The sequence below is a fragment of the Caldisericia bacterium genome (genome assembly GCA_030018355.1).
In the GTDB taxonomy this organism is placed as follows: domain Bacteria; phylum Caldisericota; class Caldisericia; order B22-G15; family B22-G15; genus JAAYUH01.
In genome coordinates, this window is the sequence record JASEFN010000003.1 from 94,751 (window position 1) to 120,164 (window position 25,414).

At 28.3% G+C, this 25,414-nt stretch carries 23 protein-coding genes and 1 tRNA gene; 18 read left to right on the forward strand and 6 right to left on the reverse strand.

All coding sequences use genetic code 11. The features are described 5' to 3' along the window. Nucleotides 1–88: 88 nt before the first annotated feature. From glmM to QMD25_03820, 6 genes are all read right to left on the reverse strand, one after another. The gene (gene glmM / locus QMD25_03795) at nt 89–1,384 is read right to left on the reverse strand and encodes a phosphoglucosamine mutase (GenBank protein ID MDI6861124.1); all 1,296 of its coding nucleotides are present in this window, start codon (nt 1,382–1,384) and stop codon (nt 89–91) included. After that, the gene (locus QMD25_03800) at nt 1,384–1,803 is read right to left on the reverse strand and encodes an OsmC family protein (GenBank protein MDI6861125.1); all 420 of its coding nucleotides are present in this window, start codon (nt 1,801–1,803) and stop codon (nt 1,384–1,386) included. Before QMD25_03800 ends, glmM begins: the two co-directional genes overlap by 1 nt. A 114-nt stretch (nt 1,804–1,917) precedes the next feature. Next, nucleotides 1,918–2,703, reverse strand: coding sequence for an ABC transporter permease (locus tag QMD25_03805; protein ID MDI6861126.1), 786 nt, complete (start codon nt 2,701–2,703; stop codon nt 1,918–1,920). Continuing rightward, nucleotides 2,700–3,713 carry an ATP-binding cassette domain-containing protein gene (locus QMD25_03810; protein ID MDI6861127.1) on the reverse strand — a complete coding sequence of 338 codons (1,014 nt, stop codon included), beginning with the start codon at nt 3,711–3,713 and terminating at the stop codon, nt 2,700–2,702. The genes QMD25_03805 and QMD25_03810 overlap by 4 nt, the downstream gene beginning before the upstream one ends. Then, the gene (locus QMD25_03815) at nt 3,701–4,210 is read right to left on the reverse strand and encodes a TetR/AcrR family transcriptional regulator (protein ID MDI6861128.1); all 510 of its coding nucleotides are present in this window, start codon (nt 4,208–4,210) and stop codon (nt 3,701–3,703) included. The genes QMD25_03810 and QMD25_03815 overlap by 13 nt, the downstream gene beginning before the upstream one ends. Before the next feature lie 58 nt (nt 4,211–4,268). Continuing rightward, complete coding sequence (locus QMD25_03820; protein ID MDI6861129.1) at nt 4,269–7,289, reverse strand: stalk domain-containing protein; 3,021 nt, start codon at nt 7,287–7,289, stop codon at nt 4,269–4,271. Between the two features lie 158 nt (nt 7,290–7,447). On the opposite strand from QMD25_03820, the gene QMD25_03825 reads away from it, so the two are divergent. The 18 genes from QMD25_03825 (at nt 7,448) to QMD25_03910 (ending at nt 25,413) form a co-directional block, all read left to right on the forward strand. Beyond that, nucleotides 7,448–7,521: transfer RNA gene (locus QMD25_03825), tRNA-Gln, on the forward strand. A 115-nt stretch (nt 7,522–7,636) separates the two neighbouring features. After that, on the forward strand, nt 7,637–8,569 hold the full coding sequence (gene dmeF, locus QMD25_03830; protein ID MDI6861130.1) for a CDF family Co(II)/Ni(II) efflux transporter DmeF: 933 nt from the start codon (nt 7,637–7,639) through the stop codon (nt 8,567–8,569). Nucleotides 8,570–8,596: 27 nt separating this feature from the next. Beyond that, entirely contained in the window at nt 8,597–10,132 is a 1,536-nt protein-coding gene (locus QMD25_03835) for an FGGY-family carbohydrate kinase (protein ID MDI6861131.1), read from the forward strand. Between the two features lie 13 nt (nt 10,133–10,145). Then, nucleotides 10,146–11,453: a RuBisCO large subunit C-terminal-like domain-containing protein gene (locus QMD25_03840; GenBank protein MDI6861132.1), complete on the forward strand. Its 1,308-nt coding sequence runs from the start codon at nt 10,146–10,148 to the stop codon at nt 11,451–11,453. Between the two features lie 101 nt (nt 11,454–11,554). Further along, entirely contained in the window at nt 11,555–13,153 is a 1,599-nt protein-coding gene (locus tag QMD25_03845) for an ABC transporter substrate-binding protein (GenBank protein MDI6861133.1), read from the forward strand. A 41-nt stretch (nt 13,154–13,194) separates the two neighbouring features. After that, nucleotides 13,195–14,196 (forward strand): ABC transporter permease, encoded by a 1,002-nt coding sequence (locus QMD25_03850; GenBank protein MDI6861134.1) that lies wholly within the window; start codon nt 13,195–13,197, stop codon nt 14,194–14,196. Further along, nucleotides 14,196–15,059 (forward strand): ABC transporter permease, encoded by an 864-nt coding sequence (locus tag QMD25_03855; protein ID MDI6861135.1) that lies wholly within the window; start codon nt 14,196–14,198, stop codon nt 15,057–15,059. The genes QMD25_03850 and QMD25_03855 overlap by 1 nt, the downstream gene beginning before the upstream one ends. 38 nt (nt 15,060–15,097) lie before the next feature. Beyond that, nucleotides 15,098–15,733, forward strand: coding sequence for an MBL fold metallo-hydrolase (locus QMD25_03860; protein MDI6861136.1), 636 nt, complete (start codon nt 15,098–15,100; stop codon nt 15,731–15,733). 58 nt (nt 15,734–15,791) lie between these two features. After that, nucleotides 15,792–17,012 carry a saccharopine dehydrogenase NADP-binding domain-containing protein gene (locus QMD25_03865; protein ID MDI6861137.1) on the forward strand — a complete coding sequence of 407 codons (1,221 nt, stop codon included), beginning with the start codon at nt 15,792–15,794 and terminating at the stop codon, nt 17,010–17,012. A 28-nt stretch (nt 17,013–17,040) separates the two neighbouring features. After that, on the forward strand, nt 17,041–18,378 hold the full coding sequence (glmU, locus tag QMD25_03870; protein ID MDI6861138.1) for a bifunctional UDP-N-acetylglucosamine diphosphorylase/glucosamine-1-phosphate N-acetyltransferase GlmU: 1,338 nt from the start codon (nt 17,041–17,043) through the stop codon (nt 18,376–18,378). 18 nt (nt 18,379–18,396) lie between these two features. Further along, nucleotides 18,397–19,332 (forward strand): ribose-phosphate pyrophosphokinase, encoded by a 936-nt coding sequence (locus QMD25_03875; protein MDI6861139.1) that lies wholly within the window; start codon nt 18,397–18,399, stop codon nt 19,330–19,332. Further along, entirely contained in the window at nt 19,329–19,697 is a 369-nt protein-coding gene (locus QMD25_03880; GenBank protein MDI6861140.1) for a hypothetical protein, read from the forward strand. Before QMD25_03875 ends, QMD25_03880 begins: the two co-directional genes overlap by 4 nt. Then, complete coding sequence (locus tag QMD25_03885; protein ID MDI6861141.1) at nt 19,690–19,899, forward strand: YtxH domain-containing protein; 210 nt, start codon at nt 19,690–19,692, stop codon at nt 19,897–19,899. The genes QMD25_03880 and QMD25_03885 overlap by 8 nt, the downstream gene beginning before the upstream one ends. Continuing rightward, complete coding sequence (locus QMD25_03890) at nt 19,896–20,972, forward strand: AI-2E family transporter (protein ID MDI6861142.1); 1,077 nt, start codon at nt 19,896–19,898, stop codon at nt 20,970–20,972. The genes QMD25_03885 and QMD25_03890 overlap by 4 nt, the downstream gene beginning before the upstream one ends. Nucleotides 20,973–21,003: 31 nt before the next feature. Beyond that, nucleotides 21,004–22,494: a diguanylate cyclase gene (locus QMD25_03895; GenBank protein ID MDI6861143.1), complete on the forward strand. Its 1,491-nt coding sequence runs from the start codon at nt 21,004–21,006 to the stop codon at nt 22,492–22,494. An 88-nt stretch (nt 22,495–22,582) separates the two neighbouring features. Continuing rightward, nucleotides 22,583–23,899 carry a cyclic 2,3-diphosphoglycerate synthase gene (locus tag QMD25_03900; protein ID MDI6861144.1) on the forward strand — a complete coding sequence of 439 codons (1,317 nt, stop codon included), beginning with the start codon at nt 22,583–22,585 and terminating at the stop codon, nt 23,897–23,899. Further along, nucleotides 23,900–24,556, forward strand: coding sequence for a DUF6391 domain-containing protein (locus tag QMD25_03905; GenBank protein MDI6861145.1), 657 nt, complete (start codon nt 23,900–23,902; stop codon nt 24,554–24,556). It begins immediately after the preceding gene. Continuing rightward, nucleotides 24,553–25,413 carry a decaprenyl-phosphate phosphoribosyltransferase gene (locus tag QMD25_03910; protein MDI6861146.1) on the forward strand — a complete coding sequence of 287 codons (861 nt, stop codon included), beginning with the start codon at nt 24,553–24,555 and terminating at the stop codon, nt 25,411–25,413. The genes QMD25_03905 and QMD25_03910 overlap by 4 nt, the downstream gene beginning before the upstream one ends. Nucleotide 25,414 lies beyond the last annotated feature (1 nt).

Sequence of the window (25,414 nt, forward strand, 5' to 3'; positions counted from 1 at the left end):
GACGGCAACATCCTTGAGGGCATCCGCCGAATGGTTCGATTTTACCCCTTTTAAATAAGGGGAACCCTCTTCCTCGTCACCCAGATTTTTATATCTGGGCCAGGCGCTTTTTTAAAAAGTTTTCTAAGGAGAGTGCTATCTCCTTAATCTCTTCCTCTTTTTCACCTTCCACCATAATTCTAATTAAATTTTCTGTTCCTGATGGTCTTACCAAAACCCTTCCTTTTCCATTTAATCTTTCATTCCATATCATCACCTCCTTTTTAAATTCTTCGTCATTCATAACTAAATTTTTATTTGAAACTTCTACATTTCTTAAAATTTGAGGATATCTTATAAATTCTTTTTTCAATTCAGAAAGTGGCTTGTTTTCATTTAAAATAACTCTCAAAAGTAAAAGTGAAGTTATTATTCCATCTCCAGTTTTACTTTGTGGGAGAAAAATTATGTGACCAGATTGTTCTCCACCAATTGGAGCATTTACTTCAAGCATTTTATAAAGAACATTTCTATCACCAACTGGAGTTTCATAATATTTTATCTTATATTTTTCAAGAAGAATTTTTAACCCAAAATTACTCATTACTGTTATTACAATGCTATCTAATTTTAGGTATTTAACGAGAATAAACATTATTATATCTCCATCTACAACTTCTCCCTTATCATCAACTGCAATAACTCTATCTCCATCTCCGTCAAAAGAAAATCCTATATCAAAGTTACTCTCTTTCTTTTTTTGAACAAGAAAATTAATATTTGTAGAGCCACAATTTACATTTATTTTATTTCCATCTGGAATTTCATTATAAAGAATGAGATCTGCATTAAGTGATGAGAAAATAATTGGAGCAACAACCGTTGTTGAGCCATAAGCAAGATCCAAAGCAATTTTCATTCCTTTTAAATTTAATTTATTATTTTTTATAACCTCACTAATATATTGATGTTTACCTAAAAGAAATTCAAAATTTTTTCCGAAATTTTTACTTAATTTAATTTCACTATCAATTAATTTTTCTATCTCTTCTTCCTCATCTTCTGAAAGTTTAATTCCACTTCTGTTGAAAAATTTTATTCCATTATACTCAATTGGGTTGTGAGATGCAGAGATCATTCCTCCCCCACTTTTTCCATTTATTTTAAGAAGAAGAGAGAGTGCTGGTGTTGGAAGAATTCCAGTTGAATAAACATTAACACCAGTAGATAAAATTCCTGAAATTAAAGCAGCCTCAAGTGAATCAGATGATAAACGAGGGTCTTTTGAAACAATTAAATCTCCTTTAAAAAATAATCCTGCTGCTTTGCCTACTTTTAAAGCAAAATCTGGTGTTAGATCTTCATTTGCAATGCCTCTTATACCATCAGTCCCAAAGTATTTCATTATTTTTTAATTTCATATGAATAATTTACTTTTGCACCACTTTTTTTAAGGGTTGCTGCAGCAGAGCAATATTTATTTTGCGAAAGTTCTATGGCTGTTTCAACACTTTTTTCGTCTAAATCCTCTCCTTCTAAAATATATTTTAAATTTATATCTGTCCAAACCTTTGGATGTGTTTCCGCTTTTGTTGCATCAACTTCTATTTTAAATGATTTAACATGCTTTTTCATTTTAGTAAGAATTGAAATAACATCCATTGCAGTGCATCCCATTAAACCAATTATAAAAAGTTCCATTGGTCTCGGACCTTTATTTTCTCCACCAACATCTTCACTTGCATCTAAAGTTATTTTGTGTTTTGAGTGTGTCTCCCCTTCGAATCTCATCTTTTCAATCCAATTTAATTCAAAGTGTTGCATACATCACTCCTTGATTATCTTTAATTTTTTACATTATACCACACATTGAAAAAATGTTTTTTAAATCAAATTCTATTAACATGTTACTATGGTGTCTGACACCATTGTAACATGTTATTCACTGGTTAATCTTTTGTAGGTAAAGTACATTAAAGAAAATATAAAAACATCAAAAAGAAAAATAATGAATAAACCCTGTATTAATGGTAAAATCTCCCATCCCTTGATTGTTAGAATTCTAATTGGATTTACTGCATAAGAGAGTGGATTTATTCTTGCAATTACTTGTAACCACTTTGGCATCGCTTCAAGTGGAAATAGTGCTGTACTTGAAAAAGTTATTGGAAGAGTGAAAAAGTTAATTATTGTAAAAAATGTTTCAATTGTTTTTATTGTTGTTCCAATTATTAATGAAAATCCTGCAAAAATAAATGTAAAAAGCATACAAAATAAAATTATAACAATGACTCCTAAAATTCCTGTTGAAAATCTAACCCCAAAAATATACGCAATAAAGAGTATAATGCTACTTTGAAGAGCGGTTGCAATCATACTTGAGAGTGCTTTCCCAACAGGAATTGCAACTCTATTAATTGGTGATGTTAAAAGTTTATCAAGATATCCAATTCTTCTATCCCAAATTATAGAACTTCCCCCAAAAATTCCACCAAAAAGAGAGGTCATAATTACAATTCCAGGGGTCATAAATGAAAGATAGTTTGATGTCCCAAAAATTTGAGAAGCAAAAGGATTGTTTGTTAATCTACTCATTGTATTACCCATAAGACCTAACCAAATTAATGGTTGAAATATAGTTGCCAAGATTCTTGCTCTTTGTCTGAAGAATTTAATTAACTCTCTTTTACATATAGTAAATATATCTGAAATAAAGATACTCATCTTCTAGCCCTCTTTATTGTAAGATTTCTTCTAAATACATCTTCTTTGCTTTCTTCACTTTCTCTGATTGTTTTACCCGTGAAATGAAGATAAACATCATCAAGAGAGGGTCTTTTTGATCTAATTGAATCAATTTCTACTTGAAATTCTTGTGCAATTTTAAATATTTCAGGAATCAATCTATCACCATTTTGATTAACAATTACTTGATATATACCATTTTGTAGAAGTTTTACATTTGATACACTTGATAGAGTTTTAATTCTATCAAGAAATAAATTTTTATTATCACTCTCTTTTAAAGTAAATGTTATTATATCTCCTCCAATTATCTCTTTGAGTTTTCCTGGTTTGTCAATTGCTTTTATTTCACCCATATCAATAATTGCAACTCTATCACAAAGTTCATCAGCCTCTTCCATATAATGAGTTGTTAAAAAAATTGTCATTCCAAAATCATATCTTAGTTTTCTTATATATTCCCAAATAGATACTCTTGTTTGAATATCAAGACCAAGAGTTGGTTCATCAAGAAAAAGAATTTTTGGTCTATGAATTAATGCAAGAGAAATATCTAACCTTTTTCTCATTCCTCCAGAATATGTTGAAACAAGATCAAATCTTCTATCCCAAAGGTTAAAAAGTGTAAGAAGATCTTTTCCTCTCTTTTCAATTTCTTTAATTGGAATATGATAAAGTTTTCCTTGAATATATAAATTTTCCCATCCAGTTAAATTGTCATCTACACTTGTTTCTTGAGATGCATAGCCAATTAAATTTCTTACACCATTAGGATTTTTTGATATATCAATTCCATCGACATAAACTTTTCCAGATGTTAATTTCAAAAGACCAATTATAACCTTTATTGTTGTTGTTTTTCCAGCACCATTTGGACCTAAAAAGCCAAAAATTTCACCCTTTTCTATTGAAAAAGAAATTCCTTTAACCGCTTCAACTCCGTTTGAATATATTTTTTTAAGATTTTCAATTCTAATTATTTCTTCCATAAATCCTCCTCAAATAATCTTTTAATTAAATTTATAAACTTCTTATCATCTCCTCCTCTTCTTAAATGAAAAAAAATCAGATTAATAAAAAGTTCTGCTAAATAATCATCTTTTATTTCAAAATTTTCTTTAACAAAATTAATTAAATTTACATTTTCTAGCAATTTTTTAGGTTTTTCTCCTTTTAAAATAAGAGAATTAAAAATAACCTTCATTGAAGTTTTGTATTTTTCTAAAAACACTCTTAAATTTTTTAAAGTAATTTCAACTTTTTCTTCAAATTCTTTATTTTTAATTGAATTTTCAATTTCTTTTAATGTTTTGTTCCAATCATCTAAAAAAATTTGGCAAAAAAGGTCTTCTTTTGACTTAAAATAGTTATAAAAAGTCCCAATTGAAATTCCGAGACTCTTTACAAGTCCTCTTATTTCAAAATTTTCAAATCCCTTTTCTAAAATATATTCTTTGCATTTCTCAAAAATAATATCCTTATTCATAATGAACAATGTTCATTATAATTGTTAATTTATTTTTGTCAATATTTAACTCAATTATTTATGGTTTATAGTTTTTTTCATACATTGGTGATGAAAATTCCTTTTCTATATCATATGCTTTACAATATATAGGGCTTTTATTGTAAACTCTTACTTTACCTTTAGCGATTCCGTAAAAAATACAACCTTTTACAAATTTTCCAGTAAAATTTCCTGTAACAATATATCCATAATTATCATTAGTCATTGAATCCTTCCATGTAAAACTAAAACTTACATTTCCATCCTTATCATATGTTCCTGAAACTTCTTGATAAGAATTGTAACAAGTGTTGCCGTCTCCCTTTATCTTTCCATCTTTAAATTGAAGACATAACCTAATTAATCTATTAGATGTTTCCCACTTGCAATTAATATCACTCCAACTTGGAGCTGTTCCATAAACTTCATAAAAACCATCACATTTTAGAAGAGTAGTAAATAACACATCTTTATTTGATTCATATTCATATTTTTCACCTGTATATACAACTACAGGCCCACTTTCAATATTTTGAGGAAGTTTTCCTTTTATTTCTTTATCACTCCAACTTAAAATCTCAATTTCTTTATTTCCAATAAGCACTTTACTTTTTGTTGTTTTATTTTTACCAAAAGAAAATCCATTTATTGTTATTGTATCTCCACCTTTTCCAGTTGTTGGGTTTATTGAAGAAACCTTTGGTAATATATTTAATGTTACTTTTATAATAAAATAATCTCTTAAAGAAGACTCTTCCCAAAGTGATGCATGAATAATTATATTTTGTTTACCATCTTTATCAGAAAGTAAATAATCTCTTAAATCTTCAACTTTATATTCATATGCATATTGAACAGATGATGCACTGTTTAATTTCGCTTCTGTAATAGAATATTTTTGAGTATCTTGTTTTATCTTTTTTCCAGGGTTTCCATTTTTATCTTCTTCTATTGCAGTTTGAATTTCGATATCTTTCTTATAATTTGAACCATTATAAGCATTCAATTTTAACTTAAGAAGTTCTGCATCTTGAGGAATAAAGAGAGTTTTTTCTTTTGTTTGAACATTTAACCAAATATATCCTTTCTCATCCGAGGGTTTAATCTGTAACTCATAAAAATTTGTGAGTTTTTTTGTATTTGGATTTGTTATATAAAAAGAAATTTCACCTGCTGACATTGAGTTTATTTCATCATTACCAGGACACATTAAAGAAAGAGAGGGATTTGCCGCAAAAGTTCCTTCTGGATAAAGAATTAAATATTTTTCTGTTGCAACTTTGTGTCTTCCTTTAATCCAATCCCAATCTCTTACTGTATACATTGTTCCATTTTCACTATTTGCAGGTGAAATATTTTGTGGGTCATGAATTATTATTTCTTCTCCATTTTTTGTATATCCTAAAACTAAAACAACATGTTTTACCCAATTTAAAATAACTATATGTCCTTTATCAAGTTCTGATAAGATTCTCCATTTTAGATGTGCAATTGCAAAATAAGGTATATGATTTACTGTATAATCAATTTTTTGACTTAAAAAATTTCTTAAATTATATGAAAAAAGTTCTTGATTTAATCCAAAATCAGAATCTTCAACTTTTAGTTCTTTAAGAATATCAAAAAGTTCTATATCTAAACCACTATATTTTATTAACATTTGGGCTGAAGTTGAGGCACAAGAACCACCAATTTGTTCATAATATGGCATTCTTATAATTTTTTCATTTGATTTTGGGGTATAATAAGGAGTCCATCCAATATAAACTGATAATTTTTCTTTAAAATCTAAAATATTTGAATATAAATCTATAACTTTTGATGAAAAAATGTGATTTATCTTTTTACTTAATAAAGATTCTTGAGAAATTTTAACTTTAAATAAACCACTGTTTGAATCATACTCAAATTTAAAATCATATTTTTCTTCTCTTTCTATATCATATCCAAAAATTTGTAGTTCTTCATTTTTTAATCCTTTTGGTCCATTTGCCTGTAATTCAATCTCTTTTTTAAGTTCTTTAAGGCCAGTTATTTCAAATCCTAATGTATCAACTGTTGAAAATGAAGGATTTATAATTGATCTTAAAGTGATTTTTGTATCTTGTGAAAATGAATTTTCAGGTATAATAAGTTTTGTTCCATCAGAAAGAATAAGTTCTCCTCCCAAGGTAGTAAAAACTTTTTCTCCTTCCGCTAATATTTTATTTATTTCAGAAGGAACTTCTAAATTATATGTTATTGTTATTGTCTTTGTATTACCATCCCACTCAATAGTACAACCCAATTCTTCTGTAACAAATCTTAATGGGAGCATTGTTCTTCCATTTATTATTTGAGGCGGAACATCAAGTTCTTTAAGAATTCCATTTACTTTTGCGCTTTTTCTCTCAATCCAGAGTTCAAGAGTTTTTGCTTTAAGTTTTATTGTTACTTTTCTTGTAGTGCCATCCCACTCTATGGTTCCACCCATCTCTTCAATTATTGCTCTTATTGGAACAAGAGTTCTTCCTTTAACAATAACTGGAACTGTCTTTCTTCCTGGGTCTATCTCTTTTTTAACTCCATTAACTGTCATATAAGGGTTATTTATTTGAAGAATGATTGTTAAAACTCCCTCTTGAGTTTTGGTGTTATCTTGAGATGGAACTTCATTAGATATTTTAGTTCCTGTTACACCAAGAGCCCAGCCACTTGTTGGTCCTCTTCTCCATTTTCCAGTAAAAGTTTTACAATCTGAAGAAATTACGAATTCTATTTCGCCTGCATCATAGGGTAAACTATAATTTGGTGCTTCTGCCCATGTTCCTGATAAAATATTTTGAGTAACTACACCTTCTATTTTTCCATTATCATATTCATAAGTTCCTGTAACTCTATCTCCCTTTTGAATAAGATACATTTTTCCCCAACTTGTATCCCAAATTCCAGTCCAAGTGCAATTTGCTTTAACCTCTTTTTTGTTATTGAAAGAGAAGTTAATAAAAGATATAAAAAGGAAAGAAAAAATAATAGTTACAAAAAATATTGTTTTCAATCTGAGTAATAATTTATACATAAAAAACCTCCAAAAGAAAATTTGATAATTATGTGATTAAGTAAATTTTTTAATTTCTACTATCAAATAATTATCATTTTTTAAATTATAACATAATTTAATTTTTAGTTTTATTTAATTGACTTAAATAAATAAAATAGTAAAATATATTATGATTTTGGGGAGTAGCCAAGTGGTAAGGCAGCGGACTTTGGATCCGCGATCGGTGGTTCGAATCCACCCTCCCCAGCCAATCTTAAAAATCCACTCCCTCATACAATATTCAAACACAAATCACAACTTAACCCTTGAAAGGAGTTGTTAATAAGATAAAATAATTTTAAAATTTATTTTGGAGGTTAAAAGTTATGCATCAAACAGAAATACAGATTTTTAAACACCATCATAACTTTAATTTAGAGAAAAAATCTTTGGAAAAAAGAACATTTTTAGTTGTTCTTTTAACATTGTTTACAATGATTGTTGAAATTATAACTGGGTGGATTTATAATTCAATTGCACTTTTTTCAGATGGATGGCATATGAGTACACATGCAGCTGCTTTAAGTATATCTTTATTTGCATATATTCTTGCTAGAAAATATTCAAATGATGAGAGTTTTACATTTGGTACATGGAAAATTGAAATATTAGGAGCCTATACAAGTGCAATTCTTTTAGGAATAGTTGGTATTTTTATTTTATTTGTATCCATAGAAAGAATTTTTAATCCTTTAAAGATAAATTATGAATATGCTTTAATTGTTGCAATAATAGGTCTATTAGTAAATTTAATAAGTGCATTTATTTTGGGGTATGATCATGAAAATTATACTATTTCGGAAGATAAAGATAATGAGGCTCATCAATTACATAAAAAAGATTTAAATCTTAGATCTGCTTATTTACATGTTGTTGCTGATGCAATGACTTCTTTTTTTGCAATATTAGCACTACTTGGGGTTAAATATTATAATTGGAAAATACTTGATCCAATAGTTGGTGTAATTGGCTCTATTTTAATATTTAGATGGACTTATTTACTTATAAAAGATTCCTCAGGAATTTTATTAGATAGAGAGACGAATTCTAAAATAATAAAAGAGATAACAGAAAAAATAGAATCTGATGGTGATAGTAAAATTTGTGATTTACACCTTTTAAGAGTTTCGCAAAATAAATATGCTTGTATTTTAAGTATTATTGCAAAAAATCCATCTTCAGTAGATGATTATAAAAAAAGATTAAAGGATATTGAGGAGTTAGTTCATTTGAATATAGAGATAAATTTATGTAAATAAATCTAATTCTTAATTCTGGAGGGAGAAATGGGTGAGTACATAATTGCGTATGATGTTGGGACAAGTTGTAATAAAGCACTTCTTGTTGATGCTAATGGCACACCAATTGCAAGTTCAATTAGTTATTATGAAATAAAGTATCCAAAACCAAATTATGCTGAACAAGACCCAGATGATTGGTTAAGATCTATTTGTAAAACAACAAAAGATGTGCTTGAAAAATCAAAAATTAAAAAGGAGGAGATTTTAGGAATAACATTTTCAAATCAAATGCTTGGAATAATTCCTGTTAATAAAGATGGAAAATTAAGAGATGCAATAATATGGCTTGATAATAGAGCAATAAAAGAAGCGGAAAATATGATGAGAAAATTTGTAAGTCCCAAAATTTTTGCACTTCTTGCAGGTGCACCTCTTACTGGAAAAGATGGAATACCAAAACTTCTCTGGCTTAAAAATAATGAGAGAGAAATTTATGAGAAAATGGAATATTTTCTTGATGTTAATGGATATTTGATATTCAAAACAACTGGGAATATGGTTATGGAACTTTCTAATGCCTCTGTTTTTGGTTTAGATCTAAAGAAAAAAGATTGGCTTAAATGGATTTTTGAGTATGTTGGAATTGATACAAAAAAACTTCCTCCACTTGTAAAATCTACTGATATAGTTGGCAAATTACGAAAGGATTTGGCTAATGAATGTGGACTTCTTGAAGGAACTCCTGTCATTGCTGGTGCTGGAGATGCACTATGTGCTTCTGTTGGAGCAGGTGCTGTATTAGAAGGTGATGCTCATTTTTATTTAGGAACATCTGGGTGGGTGGGAGTTATAACCAAAAGGCATCCTACTGGAAAATGTGGCATTGCAGTGATTCAATCTGCAGATTATGAAAATTCTTTTCTTTTTGCTGAAACAGAAACAGCAGGTGAGTGTTTAAGATGGATTAAAAATGAATTTTATAGAGAAGAATCTCAAGATCCAAATATAAAAAATGTTTATACTCTAATGGATGAAGAAGTAAAAAAAGTGACACCTGGATCTGGATTTTTAATTTTTACTCCATATCTTTTTGGGGAGAGGGCACCAGTGAATGATTGTTATGTAAGAGGAAGTTTTGTTAATTTGTGTATAAATCATAAAAGAGAAAATCTCTTAAGAGCAGTTTATGAGGGTGTTGGTTATAACATAAGATGGATTCTTAATATTATAGACGAAAAATTTGGTTTTAAAATTCCCTCTTTAAGAGTAATAGGTGGAGGTGCAAGAGGAGATATTTGGATGCAAATAATATCTGATATTACAGGGAAAAAAATAGAAACTTTAGAGTATCCACAAGAAAGAGGAGCAATTGGAGCAGCCTATATTGGTTTTATTGGTTTAGGATTGATAAAAGATTTTAAATCTTTAAAAGAATTAATAAAGCCATTTAAAATTTTTGAACCAAATTTAAATAACAAAAAAATTTATGATTTTCTTTTTGATAAGTTTAAAGATGTATATAAAAATTTAAAAAAATTTTATAAAGAATTAAACAAAAAAATTGAGGAAATGAAATTTTAAAGAGGAGGTTTTTATGAATTTAGATCCATTATCATTGCCAATTGCCTTACCTGAGGGTGTAGATTATGATGATTATCTTGTGGCAACATATCTTGCAATTTTTCCAAAAGAGATACCAGTGAGAAAACTTGCACCTGCTCTTGCAATTGAGCAAAGTACAGGAACATGGGTTCCTGTTCCAGGCGAGACCCCAGAAGTTAAAAGAAAACATATTGCAAAAGTTATTGGAGTTTATGAAATTCCAGATTATGAATTTGAAATTCCAAAAGAAGTAACAATGAGAAATTACATAATTCAAATTGCTTTCCCTGAAATAAACATTGGAGAGCAAATTCCAATGCTTCTTACCACTATTGTTGGTAACATATCTATGGGTGGGAGAATTAAACTTCTTGATATCCGATTTCCAGAAAAATTTGTTAAAGGATTTAAAGGTCCAAAATTTGGAATTGAAGGTATAAGAAAATTACTCAATATTCCAAAAAGGCCCCTTTTAAATAATATGATAAAACCATGCACAGGATATACAGTTGATGTTGGTGCTGAACTATTTAGATTAGCAGCATTAGGAGGATGTGATATTGTAAAAGACGATGAACTAATTGCAGATGCAAGTTTTAATAGAATTGAAGAGAGAGTAAAAAGATATATGCAGATTGAAAAAGAAGTTTATGAAATTAAAGGGGAGCATACATTATATACTGTTAATATTACTGATTCAGTACCAAAAATTTTTGAAAATGCAAAAAGAGCAATAGATGCAGGTGCGAATGCTTTAATGATAAACTATCTTGCAGTTGGTTTTGCAGTTTTTCAAGCAATAGCAGAAGATCCAGAAATTCAGGTTCCAATTCTTGCTCATATGGATGTTGCTGGTGCTCTATATATGTCTCCTGATTTTGGAATAACATCTCATCTTGTTTTAGGCAAATTAATAAGACTTGCTGGAGCAGATATTGTTGTTATTCCTGCACCTTATGGAAAAGCACAAGTTTTACCTGAAAAATTTATAAACAATGCAAACAATTTGAGACTTCCATTTTATCACATAAAGCCCACATTTCCTATGGCTTCTGGTGGAATAACACCATCAATGGTTCCAAAAGTTATCGAAGATTTAGGTCTTGATATTGTTATTGGTTCAGGTGGTGGAATTCATGCTCATCCTGAAGGACCAATAGCAGGAGGAAAAGCATTTAGGCAAGCAATTGAAGCAACAATGAGGGGAATTCCTTTAAAAGAAGCAGCAAAAGAGTATAGAGAACTCGCAATTGCTCTTGAAAAATGGGAAGATCCATTTGGAAAGGGTCTTGGTATATAAAAACTCTTGACAAATATAAAAATAGTTATATATTTTTTAAAATAATTTTCAAAGAAGGAGGTGAGGCTTTTTTATTATTTTTTAAATTTGGAGGTGACTAAATGAGGAGTTTTAAACTTTTAACAACTTTTATTTTAATTACCTTATTAGTATTCAGTGTTTTATTAAGTAGTGGGTGTAAGAAAAAAGTTGAAGTTGTAACTCTTACATTCGCAAAAGCAGGCGATGTTGTAAAACTTGATCCGGCAGATGTTACAGATGGCGAATCAATAACAGTTATGAACAATATTTTTGAGGGTCTTATAAGATATAAACCAGGAACAACAGAAATTGAACCATGGCTTGCAGAGAAATGGGATGTGAGTCCTGATGGACTTACTTTTACATTTTATTTGAGAAAAGGCGTTAAATTTCATGATGGAACAGATTTTAATGCAGATGCTGTGGTATTTTCTTTAGAAAGACAACGTGATCCAAATCATCCATTCCATAAATATGGTGAATGGGAATATTGGAGTTGGTGTTTCAATGAAATTGAGAAAGTTGAAAAAGTTGATGATTACACAGTAAGAATAAAATTAAGCGAACCATTTGCACCATTTTTAACAACAATGGCAATGTTTACAGTTTATATTGTAAGTCCAGCAAATCATGAAAAATGGGGTGCTGAAGCAAGTTCACATCCAGTTGGAACTGGACCATTTAAATTTGTTGAATGGGTAAAAGATGATCATATAACTCTTGAAAAGTTTGAAAATTATTGGGGACCAAAACCAAAAATTGATAAATTAATATTTAAAGTTATTCCAGATCCATCAGTAAGACTACTTGAACTTCAAAAGGGAACGATTGATGGAATGGAGTTTCCAAATCCAGATGATCTTGAAAAGATTAAAAGCGATAAAAATTTAACACTTTTATCTCAACCAGGATTAAATATAGGATATCTTGCATTTAATTTAGGAGAAGATACACCTGGATATGATCCAAAATTAAGTGATGTAAGAGTAAGAAAAGCAATATACCATGCTATAAATAGAAAAGATATTGTTGAACATCTTTATAAAGGTACAGCAGTTGTTGCTAAAAATCCACTTCCACCAACTCTTTGGGGATATAATGATGAAATTGAAGATTATGAATATAATCCTGATAAGGCAAAAGAACTTTTAAAAGAAGCAGGATATCCAAACGGATTTGAAACTAATCTTTGGGCAATGCCAGTTGCAAGACCATATATGTTTGATCCACAAAAAATTGCAGAAGCAATTCAATCTGATCTGGCAAAAGTTGGAATTAAAGCAAAAATTGTTACTTATGATTGGGGAACATATCTGGATAAAACAGAAGGTGGAGAACATGCGATGTGTCTTCTTGGTTGGACAATGGATTATCCAGATCCAGATAATATTCTTTATGTTCTTCTTGATCCAGATGCTGCAACTGTAGGAAGTGCAGGTAATGTTGCATTTTATAGAAATCCAAAAGTACATGAACTTAATATGCTTGCAAGAAAAACTTATGATATTAAAGAAAGAGAAAAATATTATAAAGAAATTCAAAGAATAATTCATGAAGATATACCTTGGGTTCCTCTTGCACATTCACAACAGATGGTTGTCTTTAGAAGCAATGTAAAAGGTTTCCTTCTTTATCCAACAGGTGATTATCACTTTGATACAGTTTATATTGAAAAGTAAAATTAAGTTAAAGGGGGCCTTTGTGCCCCCTTATTTTTATAATGAGAAAGTACATTTTAAGAAGAGCATTTGAATTATTAATAGTTCTATTTATTGTTTCAATAATTACGTTTCTTTTAATTAGACTTGTCCCAGGTGATCCTGCTCAAATTCTTGCTGGTGAACATGTAACTGAAAAAATTTTAGAAGAGATAAGAGAGAAATATGGGTTAAATAAGCCAATTATTACACAATACTTTATATGGATAAGCCAAATTTTAAGAGGAGATTTTGGTAGATCAATTAGAACTGGTGAAAGTGTTATAAAAGAACTTTTTTATAGATTTGCTAATACATTTGAACTTTCTCTATTCGCTATTTTAATTGCAACTCTTGTTGGAGTTTTTGCTGGAATTATTTCAGCAACAAAAAGAGGATCATTTATTGATTATTTAACAATGACAGCAGCACTTTTTGGTGTTTCAATGCCAGTTTTCTGGCTTGGTATAATGCTTATGCTTATTTTTGGAATATGGTTAAACATTTTACCAGTATCAGGAAGAGTTGATATAGGAATAAATTTAACAAGAATAACAAATTTTATGATATTAGATTCTATTTTAACTTTAAATTTTCATGCACTTCTATCAATTTTAAAACATTTAATTCTTCCAAGCATTGCCCTTGCAACAATTCCAATGGCTTTTATTGCAAGAATAACAAGGTCAAGCATGCTTGATGTATTAAATAAAGATTATATTAGAACTGCTAAAGCAAAAGGAGTTAATGAAAGAGTTGTAATTTATAGACATGCCTTAAGAAATGCTTTAATTCCAGTTATTACAAGTATTGGAACTGAATTTGCCCTTCTTCTTGGAGGAGCAATTTTAACAGAAACTGTTTTTGCTTGGCCTGGTCTTGGAAGATATATTGTTGGTGCAGTCTCTTCAAGAGATTATCCAGTTGTTCAAGGTTCAATTATTTTTGTTGCTTTTATTGTTGTTATTGTTAATTTAATAGTTGATATTTTATATGCATTTATTGATCCAAGGATAAGGTATTAATGGAAAGAAAAAGTGAATATTATTTTATTTGGAAATATTTAAGAAAAAATAAAACCGCAATGATCGGTCTTTTTATAATAATTCTTCTTGTGTTAGTTGCTCTCTTTGCAAATTTTATCTCTCCTTTTGATCCATATACTCAATCTCTTAAAGATAGATTCAAACCTGGTTTTTGGAAAGGTAATACAATAAATTTCCTTGGAACAGATGATTTTGGAAGAGATCTTTTATCAAGAGTGATTTTTGGATCAAGGATTTCTTTAACTGTTGGGTTCATTGCAGTAGTTATAGGAGTTTTAATAGGATCTTTTTTTGGTGTAATTTCTGGTTATTTTGGTGGAATCATTGATAGCATAATAATGAGAGGTGTTGATGTAATGTTTTCTCTTCCAAGTATCCTTCTTGCAATTGTTATTATGGCAATTTTAGGTACTGGTTTAGATAAAGCAATGATTGCAATTGGAATTACTTATGCTCCTCAAATTGCAAGGATAGTAAGATCACAAACAATTGTTGTTAAAAATATGGAGTTTGTCGAAGCAGCAATTTCAATTGGTGAACCACATTTAATGATTATTTTTAGACATATTGTAAGAAATGTTTTATCCCCAATTATTGTTTATGGAACTCTTTCAATTGGTAGTGCAATTTTAGATGCTGCTGCTTTAGGTTTTTTAGGACTTGGTGCTCAACCTCCGACACCCGAATGGGGGGCAATTCTTTCAAGAAGTTATCAATATATTGTTGCTGGTGCTTGGTGGGTTGCAACTTTTCCTGGTTTAATGATACTTATTTCTGTTCTTGGGTTTAATCTGCTTGGAGATGGTTTAAGGGATGCTATTGATCCAACATTAAGATATTAATTGAAAATAAATAATAAAATTAAATTAGGAGGTGAAAAATGAAAATAAAATTTTTGGGACATTCATGTTTTTTGATTGAAATAGGTGGTTTAAAGGTTATGACAGATCCCTATGATAAATCAGTACCCTATGATTTTCCAGATGGAGAAGAAGTAGATGTAGTTACAATATCACATGATCATTTTGACCATTCTGCTTTTAATAGAGTAAAAATAAAAAGAGAAGTTTTAAAAGATCCAACTAATAAGGAAATTCAAGGTGTAAAATTTAAATCAAAAACTTTTTTCCACGATGAAGAAATGGGGAGAAAAAGAGGAAAAAATGCACTCTTTTTAATTGAGGGAGAGGGAATAAAAATTTTACATTGTGGAGATTTAGGCCACATTCCTAATGAGAAAGATTTAGAAGAGTTTAAAAATATTGATATACTTTTGCTTCCAGTTGGGGGATACTATACAATTGATTCAAAAAAAGGAGATGAGTTGATTAAAATTTTAAATCCAAAAATTGTTATACCAATGCATTATAAGACAAAAAATCTTGATTTTCCAATTGCAAAAGTTGATGATTTTTTAAAAAATAAAGAAAATGTACATAAATTAAATTCACTTGAATTTGAACTTGATAAATCTAATATTGAAAAATACAAAGGTATTGTTGTATTTCCATTTTAGAAAAAATGTTACAAAAGTGTCTGACACCATTTTAACATTTTTAATATAGGAGGTTTAAATGAAAAAAATTTCTATTTTAGGTGGGTGTGGAACAGTTGGTAGAGTTGCAACAAAAATTCTTTTTTCAACACAAAACTATGAAATTACCGTTTGCGATAGAGATAAAGAAGTGTTTGAATCTATTTTTGGTGAGATATCAAAATTTTTAAAATTTAAAGAATTGGATGCAAATATTGATGAATCAATAAAAGATGCAATTAGAGATACAGATGTAGTTTTAAATTGTATAGGGCCATATTATAAATATGGGCCAAAGATACTTAAAGAGGCAATAGAGTTATACAAAAATTATGTTGATGTGTGCGATGATTTTGATGCCACAATAGAGGATCTTAAATTTCATCAATTGGCAGAAGAAAAGAAGGTTTCATGTTTAATTGGAATGGGTAGTTCACCTGGACTTGCAAACATTATTGTAAAATTTGCAGAAATGTTTCTTTTTGATGAAATAAACTCAATTGATATCTACCATGCACATGGTGGAGAAGAGTATGAAGGTCCTGCAGTTGTAAAACATAGAATTCATTCAATGCTTTCTCCTATTCCAGTTTTTCTTGATGGTGAATATAGAGAGGTTAAACTTTTTGAAGAAAGTGGTAAGACACTTGAAGAAATAGTTGAATTTCCAGGTCTTGGTACATACCCTGTTTATGCTTATCCACATCCTGAAACAATAACTCTTCCAAAATATATAAAAGGAGTAAAAAGAGTAACAAATTTAGGACTTGTTCTTCCCCCTCAATATGCAGAATTAATAAAGAATATAGTTAGAGTAGGGATTGTTGAAGAAGAACCAATTGATGTAATGGGTACTTTAATTTCACCACTTGATTTTTCAGTAAATTATATTCTTTATAAAAGGAAAGAATTAATTGAAAAATATGGTCCAAAAGAACCTCAAGGATGTTTAAAAATCACAATAAAAGGAATAAAGAGTGAAGAAAATATCCAATATGATTTCTCGATTTTTTCAAAAGGAAAAGGAATGGGTGAGGGAACAGGAATTCCAGCAGCAATAGGAACTATTTTAATGAGCGAGGGTTTAGTTAAAGGAATAGGAGTTAATCCTCCTGAAGCGGTTCTTAATCCAGTGGATGTTTTTAAATTACTTTTTAAAATAATGAAAGGTGAAAAAATTCCAATTTTAATTGAAAAAATTAAGGATAAGAAAAAAGAAACTGTTGATTTAGATGTTCTTTTAAAAGAATATTTAAATTAAAATTTAATTTAGTAAAATAAATAATGTAATGAAAAAGTGTTTTGTTCTTGCCGCAGGGATTGGTAAAAGAATGCTTTCTGAAAAAAATAAAGTTTTTCATAAAATTTTTGGGTATTCAATAATTTATCACATAATTAAAAATTTAAGTTTACTTCACGATTTAGAAATTTATGTTATTACAAATAAAGAAGTTGATTTATATAAAAATGAATTGAAAGATTTTAAATTAAATTATGTCATTCAAGATATTCCTCTTGGAACTGGAGATGCCTTAAAAAGAGGTTTAGAGTTTATCAATAACGAAGATTTTATTCTTGTTCTTCCTGGAGATACACCATTAATTAAAATGGAAACAATTATTAAAATGTTTGAAAAATTTAATTCAGAAAACCTTGATATTTTACTCTTAACGACAATTTCTCAAGATCCAACTCAATATGGTAGAGTGATAAGAGAAGATGGAAAAATTGCAATGATAAAAGAAGAAAAAGACCTTCTTTCTCATGAAAAAGATATAAAAGAGATAAATAGTGGAGTCTATATTTTCAAGGGAGAAGTTCTAAAGAAATTTTTACCTCTATTAAAAAATGAAAATGCTCAAAAAGAATTTTATTTAACAGATATTATAAATTTTGCATATAAAGATGAAAAAAAAATCGATTCCCTTTCATGTCAATTTGAAGAGATTATAGGAATAAACACAAGAAAAGACTTAATGAATGCTTTTAAAATAATGAAAGATAGAAAAATAGAAGAACTAATAGAAAATGGAGTAACAATTTTTGATCCTTTAACAACATATATTTCTCCTTATGTAACTGCAGAAAAAGATACAGAATTTTATCCAGGAGTCTATATTGAAGGTGAAGTTCACTTTGGAAAAGGTTGTAAAATAGGCCCTTTTGTAAAAATTTCTGCAATTGATGAAGTTGTAATAGTTGAAGATAATGTTGTTATTGGTCCGTTTGCAAGCATAAGAGAGGGAACTAAACTTATGAAAAATTCAAAGGCTAAAACTTTTGTTGAAATTAAGAAATCAACAATTGGTGAAAATAGTGCTGTGCCACACCTTTCATATATTGGTGATGCAACAATTGGGAAAAATGTAAACATTGGTGCCGGAACAATAACATGTAATTATGATGGGAAGAAGAAACATCCAACAATAATAGAAGACGACGTTTTTATTGGGTCAGATTCAATATTGGTAGCGAAAGAGGGAGGACTCTTTATAAGAAAAGGAAGTTATACTGGAGCAGGTTCTGTTATTACAGAAGATGTTCCACCAAACTCTCTTGCATTAGGTAGGGCAAGACAAGTTAATAAAGAAAACTATTTTAAGAGAGAAAAGAGTGAAAGTTCATGAAAAAATGGAGTGAAAATAATGGATACTGAATTTAAGATTTTTTCTGGAAATGCAAACATTGAACTTGCTAAAAAAGTTTGTGATTATTTAGGAGTAAAACTTGGTGATATTGAAGTAGGAAGATTTGAAGATGGTGAAATTAAAGTTATTATAAACGAAAATGTAAGAGGGAAAAATGTGTATGTAATTCAACCTACACCTCCACCTGCTGAAAATTATCTTGAACTCTTCATTATTCTTGATGCACTTAAAAGAGCATCTTGTGAAAGTATATGTGCAATAACACCTTATTTTGGTTATGGGAGACAAGATAGAAAAACAAGGGGAAGGGAACCAATAAGTGCAAAACTAATGGCAAATTTAATTGTCTCTTCTGGTGCAACAAGATTTGTTGCTATTGATTTACATGCTGGCCAAATTCAAGGTTTTTTTGATATTCCATCTGATAATCTTTCTGCAATTCCTATTTTTGCAGAATATTTTAAAAATAAAAATTTAGAAGATGTTGTTGTGGTATCTCCAGATGTAGGTGGTGTTGCAAGAGCAAATCAACTTGCGTCACGTCTTCATGCTCCAATTGTAATTTTTGCAAAAAGAAGAGAAAAACCAGATGAAATAGCAAGAATGGATCTCGTTGGTGATGTTAAAGATAAAACAGCAATAATAATAGATGATGGAATATATACTGGTGGAACACTTATTACTGCAACAAAAATATTGCTTGAGAAGGGTGCAAAAAAAGTTTATGCTGCAGCAACCCACGGTGTTTTTTGTAATAACACACTTGAAAAATTAAATGAATCACCTCTTGAAGAAATAATAGTTACTGATACATTAAAGATAAAAAATGGTGAAAAGTATAAGAAACTTAAAATTATTTCTGTTGCTCCTCTTATTGGAGAAGCAATTAGAAGAATTCAAACACATTCATCAATAAGTGAGTTATTTAAATGAATGGGATAATTTATGTTGTATTAACTTTAACAATAATTAATTCAATTTTAATACTTTTAATTTTTATTTTTCTTGTAATATACCTAAAAGAAGTTTCAAATAAAATTTCGAGTTTAGTAGAAGAGATAAAAAATTTAATGAAAGAGATAAAGCCCTCATTAAATAAAAGTTTAAAAAATATAGAACAGACAACTAGAACAATAAAAAACATTACAAATTTAATATCAACAATTTCTCCCTTTTTAATTTTCTCTTCATCTGGTAATATTAGTAAAATAGGTAAATATATTTCACTTTTTTATGGAATAAAAAGAGGATTTGAGATAATTAAATTATTTAGAAAAAAAGGAGGTTCAAATGAGTGAAAGAAAAGATAACTTTTTTGGAGGATTTCTATTGGGAATGGTAGTTGGAGCAATACTTGGAATACTTTTTGCCCCAGAAAAAGGCTCTGTGACAAGAAAAATTCTTTATGAAAAAGGAAAAGAGATAGTTGATAAAGGAAAAGAAATTTTTGGTGGCAAACTCCTTCAAATTGAAGAAGAGGAAGAAGAAAAAGAAAGTTGAACGAAGAAAAAAATTTAGTTAAAAAAGTTCTTACAATACTTTTTACTATACTTTTATTTTCCCTTTTCATATTTATTTTATATAAACTAAAAAATAATTTTCCCTTAATTTTACTCACAATTATATTTTCATATTTATTTTCTATTATTACAACTTTTTTACAATCAAAAAAAATTAATCTTACTTTATCAAAAATTCTCTCTATCTTAATTGTTTTATCAATTATATTATTAATTTTGTTTGTTATTATTCCTCCAGTTATATCTCAAATATCAAAAATATTGGGAAATTTTGAAGATATTTCAAAATCTTTTTCAAATTATATATATGAATTTATTGAAAGGATGAAATCAATTGTTGAAAACATAAAGATTTTAAATGTTGACTTTGATAAACTTTTTTCAACTTTTCAAGAAAATCTTTCAAATATAATCATAAATGTAATTCAAAAATTTTTTATTTTTATGGAAAACACATTTAGAGTTTTATTTAATGTTGCATTTGCTTTTCTTATCTCCATATTTTTTATTTTTGAAAGAGAAAAGGTTTTAGATGGGTTTAAAAATGAGATACCTATAAAATATAGAGAAAAGGTTATTGATTTTTTTAATGAATTAAATTTTTATTTAAAAAGATACATATTTGGACAAACATTAATGTCTTTTATTATAGGTTCAACTCTTGCTATCTTTTGTTATATTATTAAAGTTCCATTTGCTGGAACAATTGGTTTTATTGCTGGTGTTGCAGAGATAATTTACTATGTTGGACCAATATTTACTTTTATAATAGGATTAATAATTTCTTTTACAGTTTCACCTTTAACTGCTTTATGGTTTGCAATCTTTTACATTGCTCAACAACAAATTACAGCAAATTTTATATATCCATTATTTTGGTCAAAAAAGATCGTTAAAATTTCTCCAATTGCACTTTTTGCAACAATGATACTTCTTTTATCTCTCTTTGGTCCATTTTCACTTTTCTTTACTGTTCCTCTTTTAATTATAATAAAAGTAACTTATGGATTTTTCAAAAAAACAAAATTATATAATGATATTAAAAATATTTAAAATTTTGTTAAAATTTATTTAAGAGTTTAAAATGACAATAAAAAATAAACTTTTAATTTTAACTTCAATTATAATTTTTATATCAATTTTAAGCATAATAATATTTATCTATTTTGTTACTAAAATTCATATAAACAACAATATTGAATTTAGAGTACAAGTTTATAAACAAAGTCTTTTATCACTATTAGAAGGAGAAAAAAGTAAATTAAATCTCATTCTTAATGATTACGCAAATTGGACTGAGTTAGGGGAATATGCAGTAGTGAAAAAAGATAAAGAATGGATAGAAGAAAATCTTTTTCCATGGGTCAAAGAAAATTTTGGTTTTGATTTAATTCTTTTAATAAAAGATGATGGTGAAATTATAGTAAACTCTTTTATTGATGATTTAGATACTTCAAATTTTATTTTGAAAGATGGGAAAACAAAATTTGGATATTATGTAACAAATAGAGGTCTAATCTTATATTCAACTTCAGGAGTTTATGATAATGATGGAATTAATTTTTATAACGCATATTTAACATTTGGATATCTCATAAATGAAAAAACTTTAAAAAATTATAAAGATATTTTAGACATGGATATTCAATTGATAACTGAAAATTACATAATTTCTACTGATCCAACACTTAAAAAATTTACATTAGAAGAAGAGAAAAAAACTTATCAATATATAGATAATTATATTTGTACATTTTTACCAATTTATAATGAAAATGGAGAAAAAATCGCAGAATTCTATATTCATAAATTTGACGACTTTCCACGCAAATTAATGGATTCAATGTACTCAGGAATTTTAATTGCAATGATAATAACATTTATTTCTGCTTTTGTAATAAATATTTTAGTTGTTTTAAATATCTTAAAACCTCTAATAAAATTTGAGGGTATTACTAAAAAAATTGCAGAAGGAAGGTATGATGTAAAACTAAATTTTAATAGAGAAGATGAAATAGGTTACTTAGCAAAAAGTTTTAAAAAGATGATTGAGAAAATTTTAAATCGAGAGAATGAATTGAAAAAAGAGAGGGAAAAATTAATTGAGAGTTCTTATAGAGACCCACTTACAGAAGTTTATAATAGGAAATATCTTATTGAATATGTTGAGAAATTGATAAATGATAAAAGAAAATTTTCAATTGTATTTCTTGATCTTGATAACTTTAAGTTAATAGATGATGTTCTTGGACACAAAACAGGAGATGAGATATTAAAGAAAATAGCAATCTGGTTTCAAAATAATTTAAGAAAAGATGATATTGTTGCAAGATATGGGGGAGATGAATTTTGTTTAATACTTCATGATGTGGATAAAAAGAGAAGTGAAGAGATAGTTGAAAGATTATATAAACTTTTTACCCTTGAATCATTTTATCCTGAAGATATTCCAATTGGATTTAGTTTTGGAATTGCAACTTATCCAGACGATGCAGATAATCTTGACAAACTTTTAACTCTTGCAGATACAAAGATGTATAAAATGAAAGAATTAAGATTTAAACAGGAAGGGTAAAGTTTTCAAAATTTATATTGTTGCAAAATAAGTTCAAATAAGATACTATATATGATAGTCTTTTAGTTAATCACATTAGGAGGTGCTGATGAGGAAAAGAGTAATAATAATGGGAGCAGCAGGCAGAGATTTCCACAATTTTAATACATTCTTTAAAGATAATGAAGAGTATGAAGTTATTGCTTTTACAGCAACACAAATTCCAAATATTGAAAATAGAAAATATCCTTCCTCTCTTGCAGGAAAACTATATCCGAATGGAATTCCAATTTATCCAGAAGAGGAACTACCAGAATTAATTAAAAAATTTAATGTCGATTATGTTGTTTTTTCCTACTCAGATGTATCTCATGAATATGTTATGCACAGAGCATCAATTGCTTTAGCAAGTGGTGCAAATTTTTTGCTATTAGGACCAAAACATACTCAAATTGAGAGTAAAAAGAAAGTTATTTCAATTTGTGCAGTGAGAACTGGAAGTGGAAAAAGTCAAACAACAAGAAGAGTTGTTAGTATAGTAAAAGAAATGGGTTTAAAACCTGTTGTTATAAGACATCCTATGCCATATGGGAACCTTGAAAGACAAAGAGTACAGAGATTTGAAACTATTGAAGATTTAGAAAAAGAAAATTGCACAATTGAAGAAAGGGAGGAATATGAACCCCATATAACAAGAGGTGTTGTTGTTTATGCTGGAGTAGATTATGAGGCTATTTTAAGAAGAGCAGAAGAAGAAGGAGATATAATTATTTGGGATGGTGGAAATAATGATTTTCCATTTTATAAATCTGATTTAAAAATTGTTGTTGCAGATCCATTAAGATTAGGTCATGAAATAACATATCATCCAGGAGAAGTGAATTTTCTTTCTGCAGATGTTATTGTAATTAATAAAGTTGATACTTCTCCATTTGAAAATGTTCAGATTTTAAGAAATAGAATTTATGAATTAAATCCTAAGGCTAAAGTAGTTGAAGCAGCATCTCCTATTTTTATTGAAAATTATGAGTTAATTAAAGGAAAAAGAGTTCTTGTTGTTGAAGATGGTCCAACACTTACTCATGGTAATATGTCTTATGGTGCAGGGTTTATTGCTGCTAAAAAATTTGGTGCTAAAGAGATTGTTGATCCAAGACCATATATAAAAGGCTCAATAAAAGAAGCATTCATTAAATACCCACAAATTACTCAAATACTTCCTGCATTAGGTTATGGAGATGAACAACTTAAGGAACTCGAAGAGGTAATAAATTCTATACCAGCAGATCTTGTTGTCGTTGCTACTCCAATTAATCTTGCAAGAGTTATAAAAATGAACAAAGAAAGTGTAAGAGTATTATATGAACTACAAGAAATTGGAAAACCAACACTCAAAGAGATTATTGAAGAAAAATTTAGGAAATAAATGATAATTTTTCTATTTTTCTTAATTTTCTTTTTACCAATAATTCTTTTTCTTTTCCTCTTTCCTTTAGGATATTTATTTTATGGTTTATTAAATATTTTAACTATCCCTCTTCAAATTATCGAAATAGCAATCAATAAAAACTTAAGGAAAAATCATGCTTTAGAGCATGCAACAATTAATGTTATTGAAGAAGAGATGAACAAAAGAGGTATTCTTTCAGGTTATGCAAGAGAGAATGGCTTCTATGTTTTTGGAAGAATCGATCCAGAAATTTTGCTTAAAGCGAGTGAAATTGGAAGAGAAAAACTTATTTTAGGTGAAACTCATTATGCAATACATGAGAGATGTGGAACAAGTATTGGTGTTGCATCATTTTTGACAATTATATTTTTTCTTTTACTTATAATATTAACATCTTCATTTAACATATTCCTTTTACTTATTGCAATTATTTTAGGTCAAATTTTAGGGCCTCCTCTTGGTAAATTAACTCAAAAATATTTCACCACTGATCCAGATGTTAGTGATATTAAAATAGTTAGTGTGGAGTATAATCCAACAAATATTTATGGTCCTTTTGGTATACTTTATCCAAGTATGCCTTCTTCCTTCTTTATAAGAACAGAAAGAATAAAAACTTTTAGAGTTTTATGAAAACTTATTTTTCTCTTTTAAGAGTAAAACATTGGATAAAAAATCTTTTTGTCTTTGCTCCTATAATTTTTTCTAAAAATTTATTCAATTTAGAGTTATTTAATAAAACTTTAATAACTTTTTTTCTTCTCTCCCTACTTACCAGTGGGCTATATATTTTAAATGATATTTTTGATCTTGATAGTGACTTGGAACATCCTGAGAAAAGAAATAGACCACTTCCAAGTGGTAAAGTTAATAAAAATTTTGCCCTAACTCTATCAATAATTTTAATAACATTGCCAATAACTCTCTCTCTTTTTATTGATCATGCTTTAACAATTATATTTTTTATTTATTTAATTTTAAATTTCTTATACTCTTTTTTAATTAAGAGATTAGTAATAATTGATGTATTTATAATTGCAATTAACTTTATTTTAAGAATTTTTTCTGGTTCTGTGGTAACAAAAATTACAGTATCAAATTGGTTAATTTTATGCACACTTTTTTTATCTCTTTTTTTAGGTTTTGCAAAGAGAAGATTTGAAATTGTTCTTTTAGGAGAGAATGCACATAAACATAGAGAAGTCCTGTCCTCTTATTCAGTCGAACTTCTTGATAAATTAATTGTTATTTTATCAACTGCAACAATTCTTTCTTATTCACTTTATTCTGTTTCAACTGAAACAAAAGAAAAGTTTGGAGAAGGTTTTATTTTTACAATTCCTATAGTTCTTTATGGAATTTTGAGATATTTTTATTTAATCTATGAAAAAAAAGAGGGAGAGCCAATAAAACTTGTAACAGAAGATTTGCCACTAATTTTAACAATTTTGATCTGGATTATTTTTTCAATTTTCATTATCTATAAATAAT